Source organism: Arthrobacter glycogeni (genome assembly GCF_054511155.1).
Genome location: NZ_JBTNDE010000028.1, coordinates 13,087 through 37,027 on the forward strand (window position 1 = coordinate 13,087; position 23,941 = coordinate 37,027).

Below are 23,941 nucleotides of genomic sequence, written 5' to 3' on the forward strand. Positions count from 1 at the left end.
ATCGCGGCAAACGGACCCGGCTGCACCCGGAATCCGCGTCGCCCCGGCGATGCGCAGGGTTATTCCCCGGACGGTGTGACAAACCTCCTGTGCTGGTCGGGTGAGGGTCTAACCCACCAGCGCGCGGCGCAACGTGTCCAGCCCGACCGAGCCAAGGTTCAGAGACCGGGTGTGGAAGCTGCGTAGGTTAAACGCTGTGCCTTCGCGTTCCTCGACCTCGTCGCGGATTTGTTCCCATAACCGCTGCCCGATCTTGTAGGACGGGGCCTGCCCTGGCCAGCCCAGGTACCGGTTGAACTCGAAGTCCAGTGAACCCTCAGTGATGGCGATGTTCCGCTTGAGGAATTCGTACCCCTTGTCGGGGGTCCAGGTGCCGGCGCCCCAGCGCTCGGGGACCTCAAGTTCCAGGTGGACCCCGATGTCGAAGACCACCCGCGCTGCACGCATCCGCTGCGCGTCGAGCATGCCCAGCCGTTCGCCGGGATGGCTGAGGTACCCCAGTTCCTGCATCAGCCGCTCGGCGTACAGGGCCCAGCCCTCACCGTGACCGGACACCCAGACGGCGTTGCGGCGCCAGTTATTGAGCAGTCCGCGCTGCATGGTAGCGGTGGCGATCTGCAGGTGATGGCCGGGAACGCCTTCATGGTAGACCGTCGTGGTTTCCTTCCACGTGGTGAAAAAGTCTTCACCCTCGGGGACCGACCACCACATGCGGCCCGGACGGGAAAAGTCGTCGCTGGGCCCCGTGTAATAAATGACGCCCTCATGGGTGGGGGCGATCCTGCACTCAAGGGTGCGCATGATGTCGGGGATATCGAAGTGGACCCCGGCCAGTTCGGCGACAGCCTTGTCCGAAAGCTGCTGCATCCAGGACTGTAACGCGTTCGCCCCCCGCAACTGCAGGTCGGGCGACTCATCGAGGATTCTCATCGCCTCTTCGATCGACGCGCCCGGCTTGATCTCGCCGGCTACCGCCTCCTGCTCGGCGATCACCCGGTCCAGTTCTTCGACCCCCCATTGGTAGGTTTCCTCGAGGTCGATGACGGCGCCCAGGAACCGGCGCGACATCAGGGCGTAGTGCTCACGGCCGACCGCATCCTTGGCCGGCGCCGCAGGCAGCAGGTCCTCCTGCAGGAAAGCGCCCAGCCGCAGGTAGGCGGCGCGGGCCGCAGCTGATCCCGCGACGAGGTCCCGACGCACCCGCTCCGGCAGGCTGCCCCCGTCAATGGATGCGGTCGAGACAAAATCGTCGAAGAAGCCGCCGTCGTCGGCGTACTTCGTAGTCTGGTCGATCACAATCCGGATCTGGCGTTCGGCGGCGACGAGGCCGCGATCCCTGCCGGACCGCAGGGAGACAATGTACCCGGCGAGGGCATCCGGGATGTTGTGGAGGCGACCGGCGATGTGGGCCCACTGGTCGGCGGTGTCGGTCGGCATCAGGTCGAAGATCATCCTGATTTCCTGGGCCGGCGAGGCGAGGTTGTTCAGGTCAGCGAGGTTCATTCCGGTGTCATGGATCTCGAGTTCCAGCCCGAGGCGCTCCTGCATGGCGTCCAGGGTGACCCGGTCGACGTCGTCGGCGGGTTCCAGATCGGCCAGCCGGCCGAGGGTTTCCCTGGTGGCCTCGGCCAAGGCGTTAAGGCCGGCAGGTGAATAATCGCGGTACTCGGTTTCGTGGCCCGGGAAGCCCAACTCGGTGGCGAAGCCCGGGTCGAGGCGTAACAGGGTCTCGGTGTAGGCATCGGCGACGGCGTCGATGGCTGTCTTCGCGCGGGTAGGGAGCTGCGACGACGGGTGACTGTCTGTGGCGGGAGTCTCAGTATTCACAGGACGAGCCTAACCGGTTTGCCGCCCTCGATGGTTGCTTTGAGCCACATTGGTCGACTGTAACCGGATTGTGCTCCGGGTGACCCTCCATAGGTCCGGCTGGGGAACTACGGTGGGAGGTGTGGCACCCGCGCACATCGTCGTGGAGGAGGAAGACCGTGGCGGAACCCCGCAGGATGGCCTTAACCGCGTGGATGGCTACCGCAGCCTTGACCCTGGGAGCCTGTGCGGCGGCGACCCCCGAGGTGCTGAGGGCGGAGAACGTCGAGCGGACCGTGGCGAAGGTGGACGACTATCCGGAGGCGGTGGCTAACCTGCTGGACTCGTCATTCCGCTTGGGCGCGGTCATGCTTGCGGGTGCCGAACCGAACGAAAACGCTGTCACGAGCCCGGTCAGTGCCCTCTACGCGCTCTCGATGCTGCGCACCGGCGCGGCGACGACGACGGCGGCCGAAATGGACGAAGTGCTCGGCCTTCCTCCCGAGAATCGCGACGAGGCAATGAACGCGTTACTCGCCGTGTGGCAGGAGCACGACGTCGACCCGGGTGCGGTCGACGAGGATGAGCCGCCCGAAGACCCCGTGCTGCACCTGGCGAACGGAATGTTTGTTGATCGGGGTCTTCCAGTGGGCGAGGGCTTTCTCGCCACGCTGGCGTCCCAGTACGGCTCGGGCGTGTATCCGGTGGACTACAGCGATAGGTCAACCGGGGAGGCCATCAATTCCTGGCTCGGCGAGCACACCGGTGGACGAATTACCAAGGGGCCGGTTGACTACGATCCGGACACCGTTCTGAGCCTGCTCAACACTGTGTACTTCGCCGCCGCGTGGGAAACGCCTTTTGATCCGCTCGACACCGCGCCGGGCGCGTTCAACCTCGCCGACGGCGGGACCATCACCACCGACCTGATGCGTCAGACGTCGTCAGCTAACTATGCCTCGGGCGACGGCTGGTCCGCCGTGGATCTGCCCTATAACGAGGGGTTCCACCTGCGCCTGATTCTCCCGGACGAGGGAGAGTCGCCGGTCATGAACGCCGACCAGCTGGCTGACGTCCGGGTGGGAATGGAGAGCGGAACATCGGTCAGCGTCGGACTGGTGCTGCCTAAATGGGACCACCAGTACTTCCAGGATCTGCTCCCTCTCCTGACCAACATGGGCCTGACCGAGACGATGGGCCCGGCACCGGATTTCAGCCCCATCAGCGCCGGTCTCTTTGTCTCCGGAGCGGCTCAGGACGCCAACATCACTGTGGCCGAGAAGGGCACCGTCGCCGCCGTGGCCACGCAGATCACGATGAGCGAATCGGGGCCCCCGATGCCCGACGTCGAACTCGTCTTTGACCGGCCGTTCCAGTACCAGATCCTCCACGAGGAGACCGGCATGCCCCTGTTCATGGGGATGGTCATGGATCCCCGCTGACCTGCTAGCGGACGCTGCGCCGCCACGACCCCGGACCGGGCCTCGGCGCGAGGCGCAATTGCTTCCGACGTGCCCAGGTGCGCTGCGTCGTCGTCGTCAGGTCGGGCTCCGTTGAACCTTCCGAGAGGGCGACGACGACGGCGGTCAGCGCGGCCAGTTCCTCGGGCGTCGGGGTGCCGCGAACCACTGTCAACGAGGGCTGGCGGGGAGCCGAGGAGTCGTCGTCGGCGGCGTCCTCAGCCTGGGTCGGGGCGATGGTCACAGTGGGATGTTCCCGTGCTTTTTGGCAGGATTGGAGGCTCGTTTATCGCGCAGGGCCCGCAGCCCCCGGACAATCTGCCGCCGGGTGTCCGACGGCGCTATCACCGCATCGATGTAGCCGAGCTGAGCGGCCTGGTACGGGTTGAGGAGCTCCTCTTCATACTGGGTGATCACTTCGGCGCGGGCCGCATCGACGTCGCCGCCGGCGTCGGCCACTGCTTTGAGGTGCCCGCGGTACAGGATGTTCACCGCACCCTGTGCGCCCATGACGCCGATTTGCGCCGTGGGCCAGGCCAGGTTCAGGTCAGCGCCGAGCTTTTTGGAACCCATCACGATATAGGCGCCGCCGTAAGCCTTGCGGGTGATGACGGTGAGTTTGGGGACCGTCGCCTCGGCGTACGCGTACAGGAGTTTGGCGCCCCGGCGGATGATGCCGTTGAACTCCTGGTCCTTGCCCGGGAGGAAGCCGGGGACGTCCACGAGGGTCAGGATGGGGATGTTGAACGCATCGCAGTTGCGCACAAAACGGGCGGCCTTCTCGGAGGCAGCGATATCGAGGGTGCCAGCGAATTGCAGCGGCTGGTTGGCGACGATGCCGACCGTGTGGCCCTCCACCCGGGCGTAGCCGATCATCACGTTGGGTGCGTAGAGGGATTGCATCTCGAGGAAGTGGCCGTCGTCGACGACTGCCGAGATCACTGTGCGCATGTCGTACGGCTGGTTCGCCGAGTCGGGGATCAGGGCGTCGAGTTCTCCATCCTCGACGGTGAGGTCCAACTGCTCGACGAAGTCGGTGAGCGGCGCCTCGGCCAGGTTATTGGAGGGAAGGAAATCGAGCAGTTCGCGGACGAACCCGATGGCGTCGCGTTCATCCGAGGCGAGGTAGGCGGAGGTGCCGGTGGTGGAGTTGTGTTGCCGGGCACCGCCAAGCGTCTCCATGTCGACGTCCTCGCCGGTGACGGTCTTGATCACGTCGGGACCGGTGATGAACATGTGCGAGGTCTTGTCCACCATCACCACGTAGTCGGTCAGGGCGGGGGAGTACGCAGCACCGCCAGCGCAGGGGCCCATAATCAGGGAGATCTGCGGGATGACTCCCGAGGCGTGCACGTTGTTCCTGAAGATGTCGGCGAACATCGCCAGCGACGAGACACCCTCCTGGATCCGCGCCCCACCACCATCATTAATGCCAACCATCGGGCAGCCATTGCGGAGCGCGAATTCCTGCACCTTGACGATCTTCTCGCCGTTCACCTGGCTCAGCGACCCGCCATACACGGAGAAGTCCTGGCTATAGACGGCGATCTGGCGGCCCTCGACCGTTGCATAGCCCGAGACGACGCCGTCGCCCAGAGGTTTTTTCGCCTCCATTCCGAAGGCCGTGGAGCGGTGGACGGCCAGTGCATCAAACTCGACGAACGACCCGGGATCAACCAGCAGATCGATTCGCTCACGAGCCGTGTTCTTCCCACGCGCATGCTGCCTCGCCACGGATTCAGGCCCGGACGGCTGCTGAGCCAATCCCTCCCGGCGGCGAAAATCAGCGAGCTTCCCCGCGGTCGTGGTGAGGTCGATCGTTTGGTCCTGCTCGACCAAAGGTACTGAGCCAGTCTGCATTGAGTCTCCGGGTTGGCGGTGAACGGGCCATTGTCGGGGTTAAGTAGGTTACCCACAAAGCGCCCGGCGTTTCTCCCAGTCTAGTGAGGGTTAAGGCCCTCACCACTGTAGGACACCTACAATTTCCCGCCCGCCGGGTTAGCCCTCCACCGCATGTTACCGGCGGGTAACAATTAGGGTCCGGGGGCATCCGTCCCACTATTCTTACTTCATGACAGCCAGCAATGACGCCCTACGTCAGTCCAGTCCGGCTACCCTCGCGGGTCGCACCATCCTGATGTCCGGCGGCAGCCGTGGGATCGGCCTTGCAATCGCAATGCGCGCCGCGCGCGACGGCGCCAACATCGCCCTGATGGCCAAAACGGGCGAGCCACACCCCAAACTCGACGGCACAGTCTTCACCGCCGCCGGGCAGATCCGCGACGCGGGAGGCAACGCCCTCCCAATCGTCGGCGATGTGAGGAACGACGACGACGTCGCCGCCGTGGTCGCCGCGGCCACGGCCGAGTTCGGTGGGATCGACGTCGTCGTCAATAACGCTTCGGCAATCGATCTCTCACCCACCCGCGACGTCAGCATGAAGCGCTACGACCTGATGGCCGATATCAACGTCCGGGGCACGTTCCTTCTCAGCAAACTCTCGCTGGAGGCTCTGCTGGCCTCAAACAACCCGCATATTCTGACCCTGTCGCCGCCGCTCAACCTGGAGCCGCGCTGGGCGGGCACCCATCTGGCCTACACCATGGCAAAGTACGGCATGAGCCTGACGACGCTTGGGCTGGCTGAGGAGTTCCGGGCAGCAGGAATCGCAGTCAACTCACTCTGGCCGCAGACCCTGATTGACACTGCAGCGATCAGGAACCTGCCTGGTGGGGAGCAGATCGTACACGGCGCGAGAAGTGCCGAGATCGTGGCCGATGCCGCCCACGCCATCCTGGTCCGCCCGTCCCGCTCCTGCACGGGCAATTTCTTCACCGATGAAGGGGTGCTGCGCGAGGAAGGCGTCACCGACTTCACCGGCTATAGTCTCGGTGCTGCCGAGGATCAGTTGGTCCCCGACATTTTCCTCTAGCCTGACCGCCCCTGACGGCGGAGGGCGGTAGCGACCTTTGCCACAATCCAGCCGCTGCCTTGGCGCAGATCGAGTTTGTTCAGCTTGACCTGCGCCCAGCCGAGCTCGGCGGCCCAGGCATCCCGACGCGTCGGCTGACTGTTGTCCGGGCGTCAGGTGGTGGGCGCCGTCGTACTCAATGCAGGTCTTGTACTTCTCACACGCGAGATCGGACCAGAAGGCAACACCGCCCGTCGAGTCCTGCACTGGCCAATCGACGTTGAAGTCGGGAAGTCCGGCATCCTCGGCCATCAACCTCACCAGGGTCTCCGGCGGCGAATCGACGCCGACCCGCAGCCTGGCGAATGCCGCCCGCGCGGACCGTATTCCGCGCGTGCTGCGGCGGTGCTCGAGGTACGGCTCCAGGTCTGCCAGCAGGACGATGGCGCGCTTTGTCTCACCGAATGACCGCTGGTGGGAGCACACCAGGAAATCCCCGGCACAGACAAGGTGCTCGTGGCTGAGGAGGCCCGCAAGATCGAGCCAGGTCCGCACCGGTGAGGTCAGTGCTACGCCATGGAGTTCGACGACATCTCCGGGCTGAACCGCAAGCCGGTGCCCGGCCACTCCGCGCCGGCGCGGCCCGGAGCCACCCATCGTGCGAGACAGGTGGATGACCGGTTCGGTAGCGCACCATCGAGGGAGGGGGATTCCATGAATCGCAGCGGCGGTCGTATGACTGATGAAGGAGCCGGTACTCAGCTCGGTATAGGGACGGCACCAGTCCAGCATGCTTTGGCTGGATTGGCGGGGCACCCGGATGCCCCGGATGGGAAGGCTCAGGTCGCTGGCCCGGGTGCGGCTCCGCGGAACCCCGATGGCCGTAGCCGCGTTCGTGGTGAAGGACCGCCCTTCGAGGGGGTCTGGAAGCTTCATCCGCCGTGTCATTGCTCCATTGGACAGCAATGTGGCCGACCGTGTGCGGGTTATCCACAGGTAGGGAACAATTGTGCAGCTGTGGTCGGTGGCTCGGTCAGACGTCGTCCCTGCCCGCCACCATTTGCGCAGCTGTGGCGGGTTCAGAGTCCGTCGAAAGGGGCGCCGGGAAACTTCTGCGCACGTGTGGCGGGTCGGAGCGCCTCGCACCCGCCAATGCTGCACAAATGTTTTGGGAGACCCGCCACAGCTGCGCACAACACGGCCGCATGCCAGGCCAAAGCCACGCTGGGTAAGATCAATCCATGACTTCCCGCTATTCCAGCCTCGAACGCCCCGGATTGGATGAAGCGGCGCTCCGGGACGCCCTCTGCGCACCCAAGGGACTTTACGGGCGTCTTGATGTAGTCGCCGAGACCGGATCCACCAACACTGACCTCGCGACCCACGCAGCGACCCACCCCGGAGACTGGCCGGACCTCAGTGTCCTCACAGCCGAGCAGCAGAGCGCCGGACGCGGCCGGCTGGGCCGCACCTGGATTGCACCCGAACGCTCGTCGCTGATCCTCAGCATCCTGCTCCGGCCCCACAACCCGCAGGGCCGCCCGCTGCCGACGCACAGCTACTCCTGGCTTTCCTTGCTCGCCGCGCTCGCCCTCGCAGAGAGCATCGAGGAGCGCACCGAGATCAGCCCCCAACTCAAGTGGCCCAACGACGTCCTCGTCGACGGGCGCAAGCTGGCCGGGGTGCTGGCGCAGCTGGTCGCCGGCACCAACGAGGGGCCCGCTGCCGTCGTCGTCGGGGTAGGTGCCAATGTGTCTCTCACCGATCAGGAGCTGCCGGTGCCCACCGCCACCAGTCTGTTGCTCGAATACGCCACCACCACCGACCGCAATGTGCTGCTGCGTGCGTTCCTACGCCGGTTTGCGGACCACTATGCCGCCTTCCGGGCTGTCGACGGCGACGCCCGTTGCGACTGGGCTGACGGCACCACTCTCGCGCAGCGGGTCGGTAACCGGATGGTCACGCTCGGCCAGGATGTCCGGGTGGAGCTACCAGGTGGCGTTGAACTGCTCGGGCGGGCACTTGGCCTCGACGAGCATGGCGCACTTCTGGTCCGCGACTATGACGACGAACGGCACACGGTCACGGCTGGCGACGTCGTGCACTTGCGACCGGTTCCCTGACATGGGCGGCTGAGCAGCTGTGCGTATGAAGCTAGCGCCGGGAGAGCACGTCATTGTGCGGACCCGAGCCCATCCACGGTCGCTCCTGTTGCCCTTCGTCGGAGCGTTGGTGGTGCTTGCGGCGTCGGGCTTTGGGCTCGGCCTGCTGAGCCGGGATGGCCTCCCGACGGCCATCGTCGACTGGATGCCGCTGCTGGTGGTCTTACTCCTGGCGGTGGCGGCACTGATCCTGCTGCGGATCTTTGTGCGGCCGATGGTGAAGTGGTGGGGCATGCGCTATATCTTGACCAGTCGGCGGTTTATCAAACGGCACGGCATCGCCACCCGGCGGGAGCACGAGCTAGTGCTTGCCAGCATCTACCAACTGGACACCGGCCAGACGCTACTGCAGCGGTCAACCGGCAGCGGAACTCTGACCGTGGACCTGGGTCGCGACCGTACGGTGGTCTACCCGGATGTGCCGCGGGTGCACACCTTCAAGGAGTTTATGCTCGAGGCGATCGGGGACCTCCCCCTGACCGTCATGTTTGATGGTGTAGACATGGAAGCTGACCCGGTGCACGACCTTGAGGGGTAGTGATCACCGGCGAGACCACGGACGAGACCACGGACGAGACCACGGACGGGAGAGGAGCGATAATGACTGCCGACGACCAGTCCGACACCGGCCAGGACGCGCTGACGCCTGCCCCTGCCCTGCAGCCGCAGCAGGTGGAAACTTCGACCTCGGACGATGAGCTCGTCGCGCACCCCGAGCTCACCCGCGAAGCAATCCGGGATTTGGAGATCGAGTTGCTGGGCGCTGAGCGTACGCTGCGACGCCGGGATGTCGCCGCCCGCGCGGGCGTCTCATTGCTTTCCGCCCGGAAGCTGTGGCGGGCCATGGGGTTCCCCAACATTTCCGATGAGGACGTTGCCTTCACTGAGAAGGACAAGGACGCACTGATCACCATCATCGAGCTGGTCCGGAGCGAGAAGGTCTCCGAGAACGCTGCCATTTCCATCACCCGCGCCATCGGCCAGATGACCGACCGGATGGTGGTCTGGCAGATCGAAGCTCTGGTCGAAGAGATGGTCGCCCAACGGGAAATTCCTGACGCAGCCGCCCGGAAGGCATTGGTCGCTGAACTCCCTGACTTGATCGAGCCCCTCGAGAAAACCCTCGTCTACGCCTGGCGCCGACAACTCAACGCCGCCGTGCAGCGGCTCGCGTTGCGTGCTGAATCGGGACTGCAGGCCAGCGCCGAGGGCAGGGTGGGCGATGAGGACGACGCCCCGTTACCCTTGGCCCGCGCCGTCGGTTTCGCCGATCTGGTGTCCTATACGAGCCTGTCCCGGCAGATGAACGAGCGCACCCTCGCGCACTTGGTGCAGCGCTTTGAGAATGTATGCGCCGAGATCATCTCGGTGGGCGGCGGCCGGCTGGTCAAGACCATCGGTGATGAAGTGCTGTATATCGCCGAGTCTCCGGAGGCGGGTGCCGAGATTTCGCTGGCTCTGGCGAAGGCGTTCACCGAGGATGACCTGCTGCCGTCGGCACGGGTCTCGTTGGTGTGGGGGAGGATACTGTCCCGGCTGGGTGACATCTACGGGCCGACAGTGAATCTTGCCTCCCGCCTGACCTCCCTGGCCGAACCCGGGACCGTGCTGATCGACGCGTCAACGGCGGCCACTCTGCGAGACAACGACCGTTTCGTCCTGATCCCGCACAGCGCACGCACTATCAGGGGCTTTGGCGAGGTGCACCCGGTCACGCTGGCCCGCGGCACCGGTACCGGCCTGATCCTCGACTAGCTCCGCAGCGCACCGGAGGATGGGCAAGGGCAGCGAGTGAGGGTCGGCTAGGGTAGCCAAGTAACCATGTGACACATCGCATTCACGGCAGCTAGGTGGCAGGCGCAGATGACAACCGACAAGACACCGGCTCCCGGACTCGACCTCACGGTGAGCTGCGGGTACGCATCGGACTTGGGGTTGCGCCGCGAACACAACGAGGATTCGCTGGTCGCTGCCGACCCCCTCTTCGCTGTCGCCGATGGCATGGGTGGTCATGAGGCAGGGGAGGTGGCCAGCAGCATCTGCATTCGCACACTGATGCAGAGCCGGGTCGCAGGGCGGCCCCTGCCCGAACTTGATCCCGAGGAACTGCAGGAGCTCCTCGTCACCGCAGACGAGCGGATCCGCGCCGAAACCGGCGGGCGTGCGGGCACCACCCTCAGCGGAACCGTCCTGGTGCAGGACGGCGGTGTCCCTTACTGGCTTGTCTTCAATGTGGGAGATTCCCGCACCTACCGTCTCAGTGAGGGCGGGCTGGAACAAATCACCATCGACCATTCCGAGGTTCAGGAGCTCGTGGACTTCGGCCGCATCACCCCCGAAGAAGCATTGACGCATCCGCGCCGTCATGTGGTGACCCGCGCTCTGGGGACGGGGACCGACATCGACGCCGATTTCTGGCTGCTTTCCGCCGCCGTCGGCGACCGGATCCTGGTCTGCTCCGACGGCCTGATTAACGAGGTGGGCGACGAACAGATTTTCGATCTACTCACCACCCTCGCTCACCCCCAGGATGCTACCGACGCCCTGGTGCAGGCAGCGCTTCGCGCGGGCGGCAGAGACAACATTTCGGTGATCGTGGTGGACATCAGCGGAGGCACACCGGGTCTTTTGACGACGGAGACACAAGGCCGCTAACGTCGTCGCCCGGGAAGCGTTGCCCGGGAAGCGGAGGACGCCGGGGTGGGTTTTCGGCGGCGGGCTGACGGGCTTTGAGGAGTGAGCGTGGTCGTACCGACGTCTCAGTGAGCAAACCAGACCCATGGGGTCAACCCAGGCATCGCGGCGGGAAATATCCAACCCCGATGCCCAGGTTGCTCACCGGGCCAGCGACGTAGAGCCGGTTGGCCTCTTGACGCACCTGCTAGCCTCCAATCATGGGGGACGATGCAGCACAATTCATGCGGGACTTCGGCGCGATGGTCCAGTTGGTGCAGGAGGCACAACCGGTTTCGCCGCGCGGACGGGAGCTCCTCGACACATTGACCGCGCATCTCGGCGTCGAGCCGTCGACACTTCCCGTCGTCGTCGAGGAGGTGTCGCCTCACCGCTTCGTGGATGCGGACATCGTCCTCGCCTCCCTCACGGGCGCCGAGGGACGGCTCGTGGGTATTGGCGGCGGCGATCAGCGGCACCACATGACGTTGAGCGACATGCTCCAGCACTCCGAGCTGTATCCGAGCTTTCCGCTGTCGCAGCCCGACTACACGAATCTCCCGGTCGGCCCGGATGTCCAGCGGCAGACGGTTGCGCTCGGCTTACACCTCTTCGAATACCAAGGTGCAGCGATGGCCATCCTGCAGCGCAAGGCCGAGCCGCAGTATGGCCGCTCAAGCGCCTCGCTGGAGGTCATCTGCGCGGATCCCGCCGCTACCAGAGACTTTCTCGCCGAATTCCGGCGTCGTGTCCAGAAGGAGAGTGTGCTGCAAGGCCAGATCCTGTCCTTCACCATCGAAGAGTTCGGGCCAAGTGCAGCCGGCGTGACCTTCCTCCGGCGGCCGCACCTGACCGAGGACGACATCATCCTGCCCGAGGGCCTGCTGGACAGAGTGAGCGAGCATGCCCTCGGCATCGCCGCGCACCGGGACGCGCTGGTCGCCGCGGGCCAGCACCTCAAACGCGGCATCCTTCTCTACGGCCCGCCCGGCACCGGAAAAACCCACACAGTCCGCTATCTGCTCAGCGCCAGCGAGGGGACAACACCGATCCTCCTGTCCGGTGGCACGCTCGCCCACGTCAGTGAGGCGGCCCGAATGGCGCGGGCATTGCAACCCTCCATCGTCGTCCTCGAGGACTGTGATCTGATCGCCGAGGACCGGAGCTTTGGGCACGGCCCGCAGCCGCTGCTCTTCGAAGTGCTCGACGCGATGGACGGACTCGACGACGACGCCGACGTCACCTTCGTCCTCACCACCAACCGGGTGGACATGCTCGAGCGGGCGCTCGCTCAGCGCCCCGGCCGCGTTGACCTCGCCATCGAAATACCCCTTCCCAGCGGACGCGAGCGAGCAGCGCTGCTCAGGCTGTATGCACCTGAGGGGACGTTCAGCCCCGACGCTATCGTGTCGGCCGCTGAGGAGACTGAAGGATCAACGGCATCCTTCACCAAAGAACTGGTCCGGCGAGCGGTCCTGACGGCAGCGTCAGCGGGTGTACCGGTCGGTGATAGCCACCTGCAGCGCGCGGTGACTGAGCTGATGTCGGACGGCGCCACCCTGACGAGAAGCCTGCTCGGTAGCAACGGGCCGTCGGTTGGCGCAGACCCCGAATCCGGTCACGGATCCTTCGGGTACTTTCCCGAGGTCGACCACTCTTCCGGGGGCTATGTTTCGCCTTACCGGTCCACGACGTCGGTGTCCTTCGACAGTCCACCGCCCGACCCAGCCGACGAGGACCGCACCTAGTGCCCAGACCCATCCGGATCGAGTCAACAGATATGACCGATCACCAGCGAGTATTCGGCTATTGGTGCTGACTCGATCTGTTGTGGAGGGGGGCGGACGATAGGGTGTGGGACATGTATCTGGAGAACATCGTGATTGACGCGGCCGAGCCGCAGCGGCTGGGCAGGTTCTGGGAGGCAGCGCTCGACGGCGACCGCCTTACCGATGAGGCCGGGATCTTCGAGACCCGGCTCTCCCTTGACGGCGGACCCGCGCTCGACCTGTGCTTCCAGCGAGCGACCGAGCTGCCAGCGGCGGAGCCCCGGATTCACTTTGATCTACTGGGCGCGGAGCGCCAGATAGACGTCGTCGAGCGGCTGCTAGGACTCGGCGCCCGACATCTCGATATCGGTCAGATCGGCGTTCCATGGACGGTGCTCGCCGATCCGGAAGGTAACGCGTTCTGCGTGGTGAACGATCGGGCAGCGTATCTCGGTACTGGACCGATCGCTGCACTCCTCATCGATTCCGCTGACCCGGACCGGGACGCGCAGTTCTGGTCGTGGCTTACGGAATGGCCGCAACAGGCTCGAGCGCCAGGGATTTTGCGCCACCCCTCGCGGCGGGGTCCCCTGCTGGAGTTTTGCCCCGAGCCGGCACCCAAGGGCGCCACGAAGAACCAACTCCATCTCGATATCCGGCTTGAGGCTGGAGATGATCCCGACGACGTCGCCGCGGCTATCACCGAGCGCGGTGGTCACGAGCTCCACCCGGCCTGGGGGGATTTGCCGTGGCGGATTTACGCGGATCCTTCGCGTAACGAGTTTTGCGTGCTACCCATCCGACCGGGAGACACCGAGAACCCAGCGATGAATGAGATGGGGATTGATGTGCGGCTGGTGCCTCCGCTCGACCCCGCAACCACTCCACCGGATCCGCGGGTGCGTGAACGGCCTGCCCGGACGGGACCCTCGTCTCGGGTCACTACATCCAATGGAACGGGCACTTCTACGAGGGTTACTCGATCGGAACCGATCTGTGGATTCGTCACCGCGTCAAGGGTGCTTTGTCAGCAGAGTGAATCGCGATTCCAGGCTCCTACAACGAAACATCCGGGAGAAGGACCTTTCGGCGAAAGGTCCCGAGAAGCGAAGTGGAGCGGTACGTCCGGATCCACGCCTCAGGGACCTGGCGAGGACAGCAGATCGGCATCGAACAGTACATCGACAATGGGACGGTGGCCGTCAGGGGCGGGTACTCCCCGGAGATGATCCAGTTAATCGAGACCGGGGCCGCTCCCCAGCTTGAAGTATCTGAAGCGGGTCGTGCCGGCGTTACCGGGTTTCTGCCCTGGTCCGAGATATCCAACCTCGGCACCGAGATGGTCGACCTGCCCCTGCCTGAGGCTTGAAGTGACGAGATTGCGGTTGGTGCCCCCTTTGGACCCCGAAAACATCCCCCCGGACCTTCCTGGGCTCGAGTGGTACATAGCCTGCCCTGATGGCACCCTCATTTCGGGTGTCTACATCAAATGGCAGGGCAGTTATTACAGCGGCTACTCAATCGGTACCGACATGTGGATCGAGGACCGGGTCAAGGGTGACTTGCCTTGGGAATGGATACCAATTCCCGGCACTTTCCATGAAGGGTCGGAGCGGTCGAGTTTTCGCCGATATATTCCGATGGACGAGGTGGAGCGGTTCGTGAGCCTCCGCTCCACCGGGATCTGGAAGGGACTCGAGTTCGAGGTTATTGCATATTCTGAAGACGGCATTGTCGCCGTCCACGGGGGATATTCTCCAGTCATGATTGAACTGCTGAAGTCCGGTTGCGCTCCTCAGCTGGAAGTGCTTGAATCGGGGCGCGCGGGCGTTATTGGCGACCTTCCGTGGGCGGAGATGTCCAACTTCCGCACCGAAATGACTGACGTGCCGCTGCCCAAGGCCTAGGGTCTTGGCAACAGCTGGTCCCGAGTTAGATCTGGGTCCTACACCCGGACACCCCACAACCAAAAGATTTACGGTGATCTTTCAGAAGGCCCTCAGCCTGGCGCACGGGGTGGCTTCCCCGGATCACCCTGGGATTCCAACGCCACCCATTTCGATGTCCTCCGCTTCGCCGAGCCGCCAGCTGTGTACGTACATACCCCGATGGCGCCCGACTTTGTCGACCGTCCTCCGGTTACGGGTAACGGCTCCGCGCTGGATGACGGCGGGGTGGTGCCTCAGTACTTCCTCGACGAGGTGAGGATTCCTCCCGCCGCCGAGCTCTGGCGGGCGGGCCGCGAGGGACGGGAGCAACTGATCACTGTGTACCGGGATGTGGCCAACGGGTGGGCTGTGGTCGAGGGATCCGGGCTAGCCAGCCCCGCCCCCACCGTGCCGGACGTTATCATCGGCTGGGTGGCGGTCTGGGACGGGTTCCGGTTCAGCGCCGATCTGGTCAAGGACAACACCGCCGTGATCCTCGTGGCAACCAGCCAGCCACCCGCGGAGATGGAAGGATTCACCCAGACTGACCGCGGCTGCTGGGCGAAGGAAGTTCCGGTCGCGGAACTCGACAAGCTATTCGAACTGAACTCGACCTGCCGCTGGAACGGCCATCCGTTCAGGATTACTGCTGTGGCCTACGACGGCGACGCCCGCCTGTTCCGTCTCTTCTACACCGGCCACAACGCCGACACCGCCGAATCATTGCGCCTCAACAAGGCCGACGCCGGCGTGTACTGGACGGTGGTCCCCGAATCCGAGGTCACCGATGTCGAGCTGATTCAGAACACGCTGAAGGACCTTCGGGTCGGCTCCTGGCCGCCTAACACGCATCGGGTCGGGGACTGAGGCAAGATAGGACTGTGGCCAGAACAACTGACAAATCGGGTATCGAACTCACTCCGGACCAGACGCCGGTCGATTCCCTGCGGGAGGAATACGATTCCCTGGCGGAGGAGGTGCGCCGGCATCGGTTTGCCTACTACAACGAGAACGCGCCAACGATCTCCGACGCGCAGTTTGATGAGCTGTTCCGGCGGTTGGAGAAGATCGAGGCACTGCACCCGGAGCTGATCGCCAACGATTCACCCACCCAGGAGGTCGGCGGCGACGCCTCCTCGGCGTTCGCCGCCGTCGACCACCTACAGCGCATGTACAGCCTGGAGGACGTCTTCTCCCTGGACGAGTTGGACGTCTGGGTGAGCCGGGCCGCCGCGAGCGTCGAGTCCGTCAGCCCGGGCAGCACCATCAAGTGGTTGACCGAGCTGAAGATCGACGGGCTGGCCGTCAACCTGCTGTACCGGAACGGTGAACTGGTGCGGGCGGCGACCCGCGGCGACGGCGCCACCGGTGAGGACATCACCCACAACGTCCTCACCATCAAGTCGATCCCCAGGACCCTCGCCGGGACGGGCCATCCCGCCGAAATGGAGGTGCGCGGCGAAGTGTTCTTCCCGTCTGCTGCCTTTGCCCAGCTCAACGAACGGATGGTCGCCGCCGGGAAGGCGCCGTTCGCCAACCCCCGCAACGGGGCAGCTGGATCCCTGCGCCAGAAGGACCCTGCGCTCACGGCCGAGCGGCCGCTGGACATGTACGTGCACGGGATCGGCGTCCGCGAGGGCCTCACAGCCCAGTCCCAATCGGAAACCTACGGGCTCCTTAAGGAATGGGGCCTTCCTACCTCCCCGTACTATAAGGTGCTCGACGACGCCGCGGCGGTGGTGGACTTCATCGAGCACTACGGCAAACACCGGCATGACCTGTTCCACGAGATCGACGGCATAGTCGTGAAAGTGGACGACTTCGGCCTGCAGCGGGCACTGGGCCACACTTCCCGGGTGCCCCGCTGGTCGGTGGCCTTCAAATATCCGCCGGAAGAGGTCAACACCCGGCTGCTGGATATCCGCGTGAACGTGGGCCGCACCGGCCGGGTCACACCGTTTGGGCTCATGGAGCCGGTCAAGGTGGCCGGGTCCACCGTCGAGATGGCCACCCTACACAACCAGGATGTGGTGAAGGCCAAGGGTGTCCTGATCGGCGACATGGTGGTGCTCCGCAAGGCCGGTGACGTGATCCCGGAAATTGTGGGCCCCGTCGTCGCACTGCGTGACGGCACCGAACGCGAATTCGTTATGCCCACCGAATGCCCCTCCTGCGGCACGCCCCTCGCGCCGGCGAAGGATGGCGACGTCGACATTCGCTGCCCCAATGCCCGGTCCTGCCCCTCGCAGCTGCGGGAACGGGTCTTCCACCTGGCCGGCCGTGGCGGGTTCGACATCGAGGCCCTGGGCTGGGAGGCGGCAATTGCCCTGACCCAGCCCGCCGACCCAGTCGACCCGCCGCTGACGTCCGAAGCACAGCTGTTTGACCTTACCCCCGAGGCGCTCGCCGACGTGCGGATCCTCCGCGACAAGCGGGTCAAGGGTGAGGTGATGGGCAAGGAACTGGTGCCCTACTTCTACACCAAGGGCACCGCCAAGAAGCCGTCCGAGCCCAGCGCCAACACCCGCCGGCTGTTCACCGAACTGGAGAAGGCGAAGCTGCAGCCGCTCTGGCGGGTGCTGGTCGCCCTCTCGGTCAGGCATGTCGGACCCACCGCCTCGCGAGCCCTGGCCACCGCGTTCGGGTCAATGGAACGGATCCGCGCAGCGTCCGAGGATGAGCTCGCTCACGTCGACGGCGTCGGCCCCACCATCGCCGCCGCACTCACCGAATGGTTCGCCGAGGACTGGCACCGGGAGATCGTCGACGCCTGGGCGGCGGCCGGCGTCAGGATGGAGGACGACGTCGACACCTCCATGCCACGCACGCTGGAGGGGGTGACCGTAGTCGTCACCGGCTCGCTGGAACACTACAGCCGGGATGAGGCGAAGGAGGCGATCATCCGACGGGGCGGTAAAGCATCGGGGTCGGTCTCGAAGAACACCCACTTTGTGGTCGCCGGGGAGAACGCCGGCACCAAACTGGATAAGGCTGAGGCCCTGGGGCTGACGGTGTTGGACGAGGACGGCTTCACCCGGCTACTCGAAGAGGGCCCCGAGTGAACGGGTCCGCGCTGGAACTGCTGCACCTGGCGAAGCAGGCGGCCTCCGCGGGAGCGGATGTGTTGGCGCGGCGCAGCGTCGAATCCCTCGAGGCGCAGAACAAGAGTTCGGACAGCGACTGGGTGACGGCGTTCGACCTGGCCGCCGAACGGGCGGTACGGAATGTGATTTCCCGCTCCCGGCCCCACGATGTGATCACCGGCGAGGAGCTGGGCACCACTGTGCCTGACCGAGCCTCGGGCGCCGGGCGGGTGCGCTGGTCGATCGACCCGCTGGACGGCACCACCAACTTCATCCGCAACATTGTCTACTACTGCACCTCGGTGGCGGCGATGGACGCCGACGGCCAGTGGCTTGCCGGGGTGGTGCACGCGCCCGCGCTGGACCGGGTGTACTGGGCGGCCAAGGGGCAGGGCGCCTGGCTGCGGGACCACGGCCGGGTAACCCGCCTCGACGGCGCCGACGTCGGGCGGAAGGGTGCGTTGCTGGGTACCGGTTTCAGTTACGACGCCGTTGTCCGGACCCAGCAGCTAGGGGAGTTGGGTGGGCTGCTGGACGGCTTCGGTGACGTCCGGCGGCTCGGCTCGGCGGCGCTTGACCTGTGTATGGTCGCCGACGGCACCCTCGACGGGTACGCCGAACGTGGCCTCAACGAACACGACTGGGCCGCCGGTGCGCTGATCGCGGAGGAGGCGGGCGCCACCGTGCTCCGCCCTCACCTCACCTCGGCGCTCGCCGGGGGACTGGACGAGGCCGAGCGGCTTGCCGCCGTGACCCTTGCAGGGGCACCCAGCTTTGTGCAGCGGGCGGCAGGGTTGCCCACTGGGATCATGGGGGCCGCTGAATGACAGCGAGCTGGCAGAAGGTCTTTTCAACCCTGTCCGCACCCCGGTTGCGCGAACTCTATGCCGCAGCGGTGCTGGGAGTCGAGACCGTCGCAACCGCCAGGGAACTCGACAAACTAGCGGACGCCGGGCTGCTCGGCGCCGATGGCACAGTCAACGCGGACCTGTTCCGGGAGGTCCTCGGCGCTGCATCGCGGGATAGGCCTCAGGGAGTGGACCGCTTCTTTGCCGACGGGCACCTCGACGGGCTGCCCCGAAATCCTGCCGAAAGGCGGGCGGTTCTCGAGCACCTGACTGAGCGGTTGATCCCGGCCGACCGGGAGCTGACGGAACGCGAGGTGAACCTGGTGCTATCGACGGTGACCCGGGACGTCCTTACCCTGCGTCGCGCACTGGTCGACTACGGCCACTTGGCCCGTCGCCCGGACGGCACCGGGTATCGTCGTGCAGGCGCGTCGGTGCTTGAGTAGTGCACGACGGTGTGCAGGACAGTGTGACGACGAGCTAGGGCGTGAAGCAAAATTGGAAGACAACGTTCCGACGTCGTACCCGCACGATTTCCCGATGAGGACTTGATGACCCCCCACGCTCCAGCCGACCTGACGATCCGCCCCGTGACGGAAGCGGACTACGACGACGTCCGCCGTATCACCTGCTCCGCCTACCTGGAGGCGGGATTCTTCGAGGCCTCCGACCACCCCTACATGCGGGTGCTGGCCGACGTCGAACACCGTGCCGAGCACGCCGAGATCTGGGTGGCGGAACGCGATGGGGTGGTGGTTGCCTCGGTGGCTATCACGTTCGAGGGGCAGCGGTACACCGACATCGCCGTCACCGGTGAGCTGGAGTTCAGGATGCTCGCCGTCGATCCATTGCTGCAGCGCGGCGGGGTGGGCCGGATCATGGTGGAGGCCATCATCGAGCATGCCAGGTCCCTGGACGGCATCTCGGCCGTCAGCCTGACCAGCGGCTCTGACATGACCCGCGCCCACGCCCTCTACCGTTCGCTGGGTTTTGTGCGGCAGCCCGAGCGGGACTGGTGGGTGCCCAATGAGGAGATTCTGCTCTGGGTGTTCCGGTTGGCCCTCTAAGCCCACCACCGCACAGGCGGTCGCGCTTACGGGCGCAGCATGACCTTACCTTTGCGACCTGCGACAAAGTTGGCTTTCGACGCCTCGTGCACCTGCTCGAGTGAATAGCGCTCCTCGATCGGGAAGGACAGGGTTCCGTCCTGCACCCTCATCAGAAGTTCACTGAACAGCTCACCGCGACGCTGCGATGGCAGTTCGCGCATCACTGTGCTGCCCCAGAAGCCCTTGACCGTCAAGTTCTTGAAGATGATAGCCCCGGAGTCGAGCGTCACGGTGCTTCCGCCCATTGCCCCGAACACCACGAGGGTGGCGTTTTCGCCAAGCTGGGAGAGAACAGCGTTGCTGGCTTCGCCGCCCACCGAATCCACGCCGGCGACGATCGTAGCGCCGCCGGTGAGCTCGACCACCCGCTCCTGCCAGCCCTCGTTTTCGGTCGAAACAATCCGCTCGATACCCTGCGCGGCAAGCTCATCGACTCCCGCATCACGACGTACCAGGCCGACGACGTTGATGCCACGGGTTGGAGCGAGTTGAGTCAGCAACCGGCCAACCGCGCCGTTCGCGGCATTCTGGATGATCCAGTCGCCCTCGGTGAGGTCGAGCCAGTCGAGGAGCGCGAGGGCTGAGAACGGCATGGCGACGAGCTGTGAGGCGACGTCGTCGGTAGCTTCATCGTCAACGGGAATCAGCCCCTGGGCCTGGGCGATAAAGTACTCAGCCCACACTCCGAAGGTGCCCCCGGTGGCGACCCGCTGGCCGACGGTGAGGTTTCCGACGTCGTCCCCCAGTGCGTCGATGACCCCTACTGCCTCGCTACCCGCCTGGGCGGGAAGCTCGGGCTTGAAGCCGTACGTTCCTCGAACCGTCCAGAGGTCGTGGTTATGGATGGGCGATAGCAGGGTGCGGACACGAACCTGGCCGGGGCCGGGCTCGGGAGTTGCAATGTCATCCACCTGCAGGACATCCCAGGGTTCCCCAAAGGTGTGCTGACGAATAGCGCGCATCGTTGCCTTCTTCCTTCTCCGTGTGGTTACCGGGACGATAACCACAGGGCAGGATGCGGTATTCCTGGTTCGCGGTTATGGGAAGGTCGACGGGGCTGTCAAAGTCGTCGGCACCAGCGATGTGGGGTTGGGAAGGGGAAAAACAATGAGCGTTGTGCCGGAGGGTGTTGAGACGCCGGAGGTAATGATCGACCGGGAGGTCCTGGTGCGCAATATCGACCGGATGGCCGCAGCGGTGCGGGAGAAGGGATTAGACCTGCGCCCCCATGTGAAGACCCATAAGCTCCCGCAGATTGCCGCCCTCCAGATCGCTGCGGGTGCGGTGGGGCTGACGGTGGCGACCATCGGGGAGGCCGAAGTCTTCGTGGAGCATGGTGCGACAGATCTTTTCATCGCCTACCCGTTGTGGGTTACTTCTCACCACGCCAGCCGTCTGGTTCGCCTCAGCACCGCGGCCCGCGTTTCGGTCGGTGCGGATTCGGTTGAGGCCGCGAGGGTGATGGGCACGACGTTGGCGGATGCCGCCAACCGGATCGAAATCCTGGTGGAGATTGACAGCGGTCATCACCGCAGCGGCGTCAGCCCAGCCGGTGCCGTGGAGATCGCCCGTGCTGCGGCTGGTGCTGGGCTGCGGGTGACGGGGGTCTTCACCTTCCCGGGGCACAGCTATGCGCCAGGGATGCCTGCTCGGGCAGCTGAACAGGAACAGCAGGCCCTTAGCGAAGCAACGGACCTGCTGAGGACTGCGGGTTTCGAGATCACCCGGATCAGTGGCGGATCCACCCCGACGGCGGTGCTCACCGGACCGGTGGCGGCAACATCATCGGCAACGTCGGCGGCAACAGAGGTCCGTCCCGGGGTGTACGTCTTCGGCGACGCTCAACAGTTGGAACTCGAACGGTGCACTCTCAGCGATATTGCCTTGACCATCGCGGCAACCGTTGTCAGTCGCCACGAGGGCGGCGCCGACGCGCCACGTCGACTGGTCCTCGACGCAGGCAGCAAGGTGATCGGCAGCGACCGCCCGGCCTGGACCACGGGGTTTGGGCGTCTCATGGATCATCCCGAGGCCCGTATCACAGCCCTTTCCGAGCACCACGCCACCGTCGTCTGGCCCGATGACAGCCCATTGCCAGCCCTGGGGGAGCGCCTGCGGGTGATTCCCAACCATGTGTGCCTGACCATGAACCTTGTGGATGAGGTCACGGTGCTGAGCCGCGGCGTCGTCGTCGACCATTGGAGTGTTGCAGCGCGCGGCAGGAACAAGTAGCCGGGGTGCCAGACCCAGCCATGTACAGCGTGGACTCCTGGGCGTACGGACATCGTTGGGTGCGCCGGTCGACGTCGTCACTGATGCCTTGAAGGTTGGTGCTCGCGAATATGCCGAAGATTACGCGCTGCCAATCGACGAGGCGGTGGACCGCTTGAGCCACCAGGAGGACCTGTCGGCGCTGCTGGGACGGATCAGTATGGTTGCCGGACCTCGGTTAGCGGGAGCATTCCTGCGGCATGAGCCCGCGTTTGGTGGTGTTGTGAGGCTGACGGGGGAGGGGCCCTTGTCCGGGCTGGATGCCATCCTCAGTGATCCGCTTCGGCCCTTAGTGACGATCAGGTACGGAGCTGAATACTCGGAGCGGGCGCTAGTGAAGGCGATTGAGGACACCTCCTGGGCGAAGATGTCACCGACCATTCAGGGTGTTTACTTCGATGCGGTGTCCGGTGAGATCGTCGTGGATGTCGTGGATGTCGTGGATGATGGGGTCGCTCTGGCGGATGCGCTTGCAAGCCAACCCCAACTCCGGGACTTGCCGGTGCGGATTAACGTCGTCGGAGCCCCGCTGTCGGATTCGTTAGGAATGGCCGGGGATTCTCCTTGAGGATGAGTCATGAACCGTCCCGCTGGCAGGCGCCGTCGGGCTAATGCTGGCTGCTGTTGCCATACTCCAGGCACAGGTGCGACCCATCGTGGCGCTTTAGCGGACGACGTCGTACACGGCCTTGACTACTCCGTTGGAGTAGGCGGCGGATTCCCTGAGGCTGAGTTTCTGTGAATCCCGGTTGGTGAGATTGAAGAGCCTCTTGCCGGAACCAAGAATCACCGGATACACAAGGAGGTTGTACCGGTCAATGAGTCCCGCGTCGTCGAGGCTTCGTGCCAGCCCCGAACTGCCGTGGATGAAGATGGCGCCCCCGTTGCCCTGTTTGAGCGCTGCAACATCATCGATCGATCGGAGGACCTCAATCGGCCCCCAGCCATCAATGAGGGCGTCGGCCCCGAGCGTCGTTGACACCACAAACTTCGGCAGGTCCTGATAGCTCGCGTGATCTTCAGATTGAGACCAGATCGGAGAAAAATCCTCGTAACTCTGGCGGCCGAACATCAACGCTGACGTCTCAGCCAACTCCTCGCTTTTGAGGGAGAACGATTCGGGAACGAACTCGGCATTCAACACCCACCCACCGCTGGGGTGGCCCTCAATTGTTCCACCCGGTGAATCCACCACGCCGTCGAGCGTCATGAAACCGGTCCACACTAGTTCCCGGGCCACCGCAACCTCCTTCTTCTTGGGGCCGTCCAGCCCCATGTCATGCTCCATCTTCAGCCCCATGCGGATTTGCTGCAAGGCTTGTTTGGGGGCGGATCCTCGTTGTTGGGTTGTGTTCAGACCCCTTTATAGTCGAAGGTTTGTTCGAGAGATTTATCCACATAGGCTCATAAGTTCCATGGAATGTCGGGGCGGTTTGGGACAATTGAGGTATGGACGGAAGCGCAGCTCCAGTGTTGATTCGGAAGGGATTTCCCCTCCCGGGGACGGCTCAGCGTGGAGCATTTAGTGCCGGGTCCGCCACTGTTCCGGGGTCCAGCACCGTGCCGGGGGTTGGGACTGTTTTTGGGTCCGGCACTGTTTTTGGGTCCGGCATTGTGCCGGGGGTTGGGACCCGGGTGGTGCTCGACGCCTTGAAGGCGCTAAGGCCGGCTATGACCTCCGCGGGGTTGATTGATCAGCTCCGTGGCTTGGAGGATCTCAAATCCGCTATTGCGGGGGTGCAGGCCCGGATCGCTGTCGCCTTCGACGTCTCCGAACGTCAAATCCAGGCCGACGCCGGGGTACCCGCCGCGGAGCAAGGCAACAGTGTTGGCGCGCAGGTCGCGTTGGCGCGGCGGGAGTCCCCGTCCCGCGGCAGCCGGCTGCTCGGATTAGCCCGGGCACTGGTCACAGAAATGCCGC

General features: G+C 64.8%; 23 protein-coding genes and 1 pseudogene. 19 read left to right on the top strand and 5 right to left on the bottom strand.

The features are described 5' to 3' along the window. Positions 1-108: 108 nt before the first annotated feature. Positions 109-1,827 (bottom strand): DUF885 domain-containing protein, encoded by a 1,719-nt coding sequence (locus ACX80O_RS15305; protein WP_459333958.1) that lies wholly within the window; start codon positions 1,825-1,827, stop codon positions 109-111. A gap of 158 nt (positions 1,828-1,985) precedes the next feature. Here ACX80O_RS15305 and ACX80O_RS15310 point away from each other — a divergent pair, with 158 nt between their 5' ends. Then, entirely contained in the window at positions 1,986-3,248 is a 1,263-nt protein-coding gene (locus tag ACX80O_RS15310; RefSeq protein WP_459333959.1) for a serpin family protein, read from the top strand. Positions 3,249-3,252: 4 nt separating this feature from the next. Here the strand turns inward: ACX80O_RS15310 and ACX80O_RS15315 are convergent, their stop codons facing one another. Then, positions 3,253-3,510, bottom strand: a complete 258-nt coding sequence (locus tag ACX80O_RS15315; protein WP_459307829.1) for an acyl-CoA carboxylase subunit epsilon — start codon at positions 3,508-3,510, stop codon at positions 3,253-3,255. Then, positions 3,507-5,126 carry an acyl-CoA carboxylase subunit beta gene (locus ACX80O_RS15320; protein ID WP_459307830.1) on the bottom strand — a complete coding sequence of 540 codons (1,620 nt, stop codon included), beginning with the start codon at positions 5,124-5,126 and terminating at the stop codon, positions 3,507-3,509. Before ACX80O_RS15320 ends, ACX80O_RS15315 begins: the two co-directional genes overlap by 4 nt. A 211-nt stretch (positions 5,127-5,337) precedes the next feature. On the opposite strand from ACX80O_RS15320, the gene ACX80O_RS15325 reads away from it, so the two are divergent. From ACX80O_RS15325 to ACX80O_RS15395, 15 genes are all read left to right on the top strand, one after another. Next, on the top strand, positions 5,338-6,198 hold the full coding sequence (locus ACX80O_RS15325; protein WP_459307831.1) for an SDR family oxidoreductase: 861 nt from the start codon (positions 5,338-5,340) through the stop codon (positions 6,196-6,198). A gap of 141 nt (positions 6,199-6,339) precedes the next feature. Next, complete coding sequence (locus tag ACX80O_RS15330) at positions 6,340-6,645, top strand: hypothetical protein (RefSeq protein WP_459333960.1); 306 nt, start codon at positions 6,340-6,342, stop codon at positions 6,643-6,645. Between the two features lie 773 nt (positions 6,646-7,418). Next, on the top strand, positions 7,419-8,300 hold the full coding sequence (locus tag ACX80O_RS15335; RefSeq protein WP_459307834.1) for a biotin--[acetyl-CoA-carboxylase] ligase: 882 nt from the start codon (positions 7,419-7,421) through the stop codon (positions 8,298-8,300). A gap of 25 nt (positions 8,301-8,325) precedes the next feature. Further along, on the top strand, positions 8,326-8,877 hold the full coding sequence (locus tag ACX80O_RS15340) for a PH domain-containing protein (RefSeq protein ID WP_459307835.1): 552 nt from the start codon (positions 8,326-8,328) through the stop codon (positions 8,875-8,877). 62 nt (positions 8,878-8,939) lie between these two features. After that, positions 8,940-10,094: an adenylate/guanylate cyclase domain-containing protein gene (locus ACX80O_RS15345; RefSeq protein WP_459307836.1), complete on the top strand. Its 1,155-nt coding sequence runs from the start codon at positions 8,940-8,942 to the stop codon at positions 10,092-10,094. A gap of 108 nt (positions 10,095-10,202) precedes the next feature. Further along, positions 10,203-10,994, top strand: a complete 792-nt coding sequence (locus ACX80O_RS15350) for a PP2C family protein-serine/threonine phosphatase (protein ID WP_459333961.1) — start codon at positions 10,203-10,205, stop codon at positions 10,992-10,994. Between the two features lie 239 nt (positions 10,995-11,233). Then, positions 11,234-12,760, top strand: coding sequence for an AAA family ATPase (locus tag ACX80O_RS15355; protein ID WP_459333962.1), 1,527 nt, complete (start codon positions 11,234-11,236; stop codon positions 12,758-12,760). A 113-nt stretch (positions 12,761-12,873) separates the two neighbouring features. Next, the gene (locus tag ACX80O_RS15360) at positions 12,874-14,010 is read left to right on the top strand and encodes a VOC family protein (protein WP_459333963.1); all 1,137 of its coding nucleotides are present in this window, start codon (positions 12,874-12,876) and stop codon (positions 14,008-14,010) included. Continuing rightward, positions 13,893-14,150, top strand: coding sequence for a hypothetical protein (locus ACX80O_RS15365; protein ID WP_459333974.1), 258 nt, complete (start codon positions 13,893-13,895; stop codon positions 14,148-14,150). Before ACX80O_RS15360 ends, ACX80O_RS15365 begins: the two co-directional genes overlap by 118 nt. A gap of 19 nt (positions 14,151-14,169) precedes the next feature. Further along, positions 14,170-14,688 (top strand): hypothetical protein, encoded by a 519-nt coding sequence (locus ACX80O_RS15370; RefSeq protein WP_459333964.1) that lies wholly within the window; start codon positions 14,170-14,172, stop codon positions 14,686-14,688. Positions 14,689-14,889: 201 nt separating this feature from the next. Continuing rightward, positions 14,890-15,576: a UCP033725 family protein gene (locus tag ACX80O_RS15375; protein WP_459333965.1), complete on the top strand. Its 687-nt coding sequence runs from the start codon at positions 14,890-14,892 to the stop codon at positions 15,574-15,576. A gap of 14 nt (positions 15,577-15,590) precedes the next feature. Next, on the top strand, positions 15,591-17,771 hold the full coding sequence (ligA, locus tag ACX80O_RS15380; RefSeq protein ID WP_459333966.1) for an NAD-dependent DNA ligase LigA: 2,181 nt from the start codon (positions 15,591-15,593) through the stop codon (positions 17,769-17,771). Beyond that, a complete protein-coding gene (locus ACX80O_RS15385) occupies positions 17,768-18,619 on the top strand; it encodes an inositol monophosphatase family protein (protein ID WP_459333967.1) in 852 nt (283 codons plus the stop codon). Before ligA ends, ACX80O_RS15385 begins: the two co-directional genes overlap by 4 nt. Beyond that, a complete protein-coding gene (locus ACX80O_RS15390) occupies positions 18,616-19,086 on the top strand; it encodes a DUF2087 domain-containing protein (protein ID WP_459307844.1) in 471 nt (156 codons plus the stop codon). The genes ACX80O_RS15385 and ACX80O_RS15390 overlap by 4 nt, the downstream gene beginning before the upstream one ends. Positions 19,087-19,191: 105 nt before the next feature. Continuing rightward, positions 19,192-19,707 carry a GNAT family N-acetyltransferase gene (locus ACX80O_RS15395; protein ID WP_459333968.1) on the top strand — a complete coding sequence of 172 codons (516 nt, stop codon included), beginning with the start codon at positions 19,192-19,194 and terminating at the stop codon, positions 19,705-19,707. 26 nt (positions 19,708-19,733) lie between these two features. Here ACX80O_RS15395 and ACX80O_RS15400 read toward each other — a convergent pair whose 3' ends face one another. After that, positions 19,734-20,711: a zinc-binding dehydrogenase gene (locus tag ACX80O_RS15400; RefSeq protein WP_459333969.1), complete on the bottom strand. Its 978-nt coding sequence runs from the start codon at positions 20,709-20,711 to the stop codon at positions 19,734-19,736. A gap of 145 nt (positions 20,712-20,856) precedes the next feature. On the opposite strand from ACX80O_RS15400, the gene ACX80O_RS15405 reads away from it, so the two are divergent. Continuing rightward, positions 20,857-21,981, top strand: coding sequence for an alanine racemase (locus ACX80O_RS15405; protein WP_459333970.1), 1,125 nt, complete (start codon positions 20,857-20,859; stop codon positions 21,979-21,981). A gap of 88 nt (positions 21,982-22,069) precedes the next feature. After that, positions 22,070-22,588 (top strand): hypothetical protein, encoded by a 519-nt coding sequence (locus ACX80O_RS15410; RefSeq protein ID WP_459333971.1) that lies wholly within the window; start codon positions 22,070-22,072, stop codon positions 22,586-22,588. 96 nt (positions 22,589-22,684) lie between these two features. Here ACX80O_RS15410 and ACX80O_RS15415 read toward each other — a convergent pair whose 3' ends face one another. Continuing rightward, entirely contained in the window at positions 22,685-23,320 is a 636-nt protein-coding gene (locus ACX80O_RS15415) for a dihydrofolate reductase family protein (RefSeq protein ID WP_459333972.1), read from the bottom strand. 149 nt (positions 23,321-23,469) lie between these two features. Between ACX80O_RS15415 and ACX80O_RS15420 the strand changes: the two are divergent. After that, positions 23,470-23,941, top strand: a pseudogene (locus ACX80O_RS15420) (HNH endonuclease); the annotation flags it as partial.

Excerpts from the sequence above, each read along its gene's own strand:
- ACX80O_RS15405 (WP_459333970.1), top strand. The coding sequence starts at position 20,857 with ATGAGCGTTGTGCCGGAGGGTGTTGAGACGCCGGAGGTAATGATCGAC.
- ACX80O_RS15345 (WP_459307836.1), top strand. The coding sequence starts at position 8,940 with ATGACTGCCGACGACCAGTCCGACACCGGCCAGGACGCGCTGACGCCT.
- ACX80O_RS15390 (WP_459307844.1), top strand. The coding sequence starts at position 18,616 with ATGACAGCGAGCTGGCAGAAGGTCTTTTCAACCCTGTCCGCACCCCGG.
- ACX80O_RS15400 (WP_459333969.1), bottom strand. The coding sequence starts at position 20,711 with ATGCGCGCTATTCGTCAGCACACCTTTGGGGAACCCTGGGATGTCCTG.
- ACX80O_RS15325 (WP_459307831.1), top strand. The coding sequence starts at position 5,338 with ATGACAGCCAGCAATGACGCCCTACGTCAGTCCAGTCCGGCTACCCTC.
- ACX80O_RS15320 (WP_459307830.1), bottom strand. The coding sequence starts at position 5,126 with ATGCAGACTGGCTCAGTACCTTTGGTCGAGCAGGACCAAACGATCGAC.
- ACX80O_RS15395 (WP_459333968.1), top strand. The coding sequence starts at position 19,192 with ATGACCCCCCACGCTCCAGCCGACCTGACGATCCGCCCCGTGACGGAA.
- ACX80O_RS15355 (WP_459333962.1), top strand. The coding sequence starts at position 11,234 with ATGGGGGACGATGCAGCACAATTCATGCGGGACTTCGGCGCGATGGTC.
- ACX80O_RS15340 (WP_459307835.1), top strand. The coding sequence starts at position 8,326 with ATGAAGCTAGCGCCGGGAGAGCACGTCATTGTGCGGACCCGAGCCCAT.
- ACX80O_RS15335 (WP_459307834.1), top strand. The coding sequence starts at position 7,419 with ATGACTTCCCGCTATTCCAGCCTCGAACGCCCCGGATTGGATGAAGCG.
- ACX80O_RS15375 (WP_459333965.1), top strand. The coding sequence starts at position 14,890 with ATGGCGCCCGACTTTGTCGACCGTCCTCCGGTTACGGGTAACGGCTCC.
- ACX80O_RS15415 (WP_459333972.1), bottom strand. The coding sequence starts at position 23,320 with ATGGGGCTGAAGATGGAGCATGACATGGGGCTGGACGGCCCCAAGAAG.
- ACX80O_RS15360 (WP_459333963.1), top strand. The coding sequence starts at position 12,874 with ATGTATCTGGAGAACATCGTGATTGACGCGGCCGAGCCGCAGCGGCTG.
- ACX80O_RS15350 (WP_459333961.1), top strand. The coding sequence starts at position 10,203 with ATGACAACCGACAAGACACCGGCTCCCGGACTCGACCTCACGGTGAGC.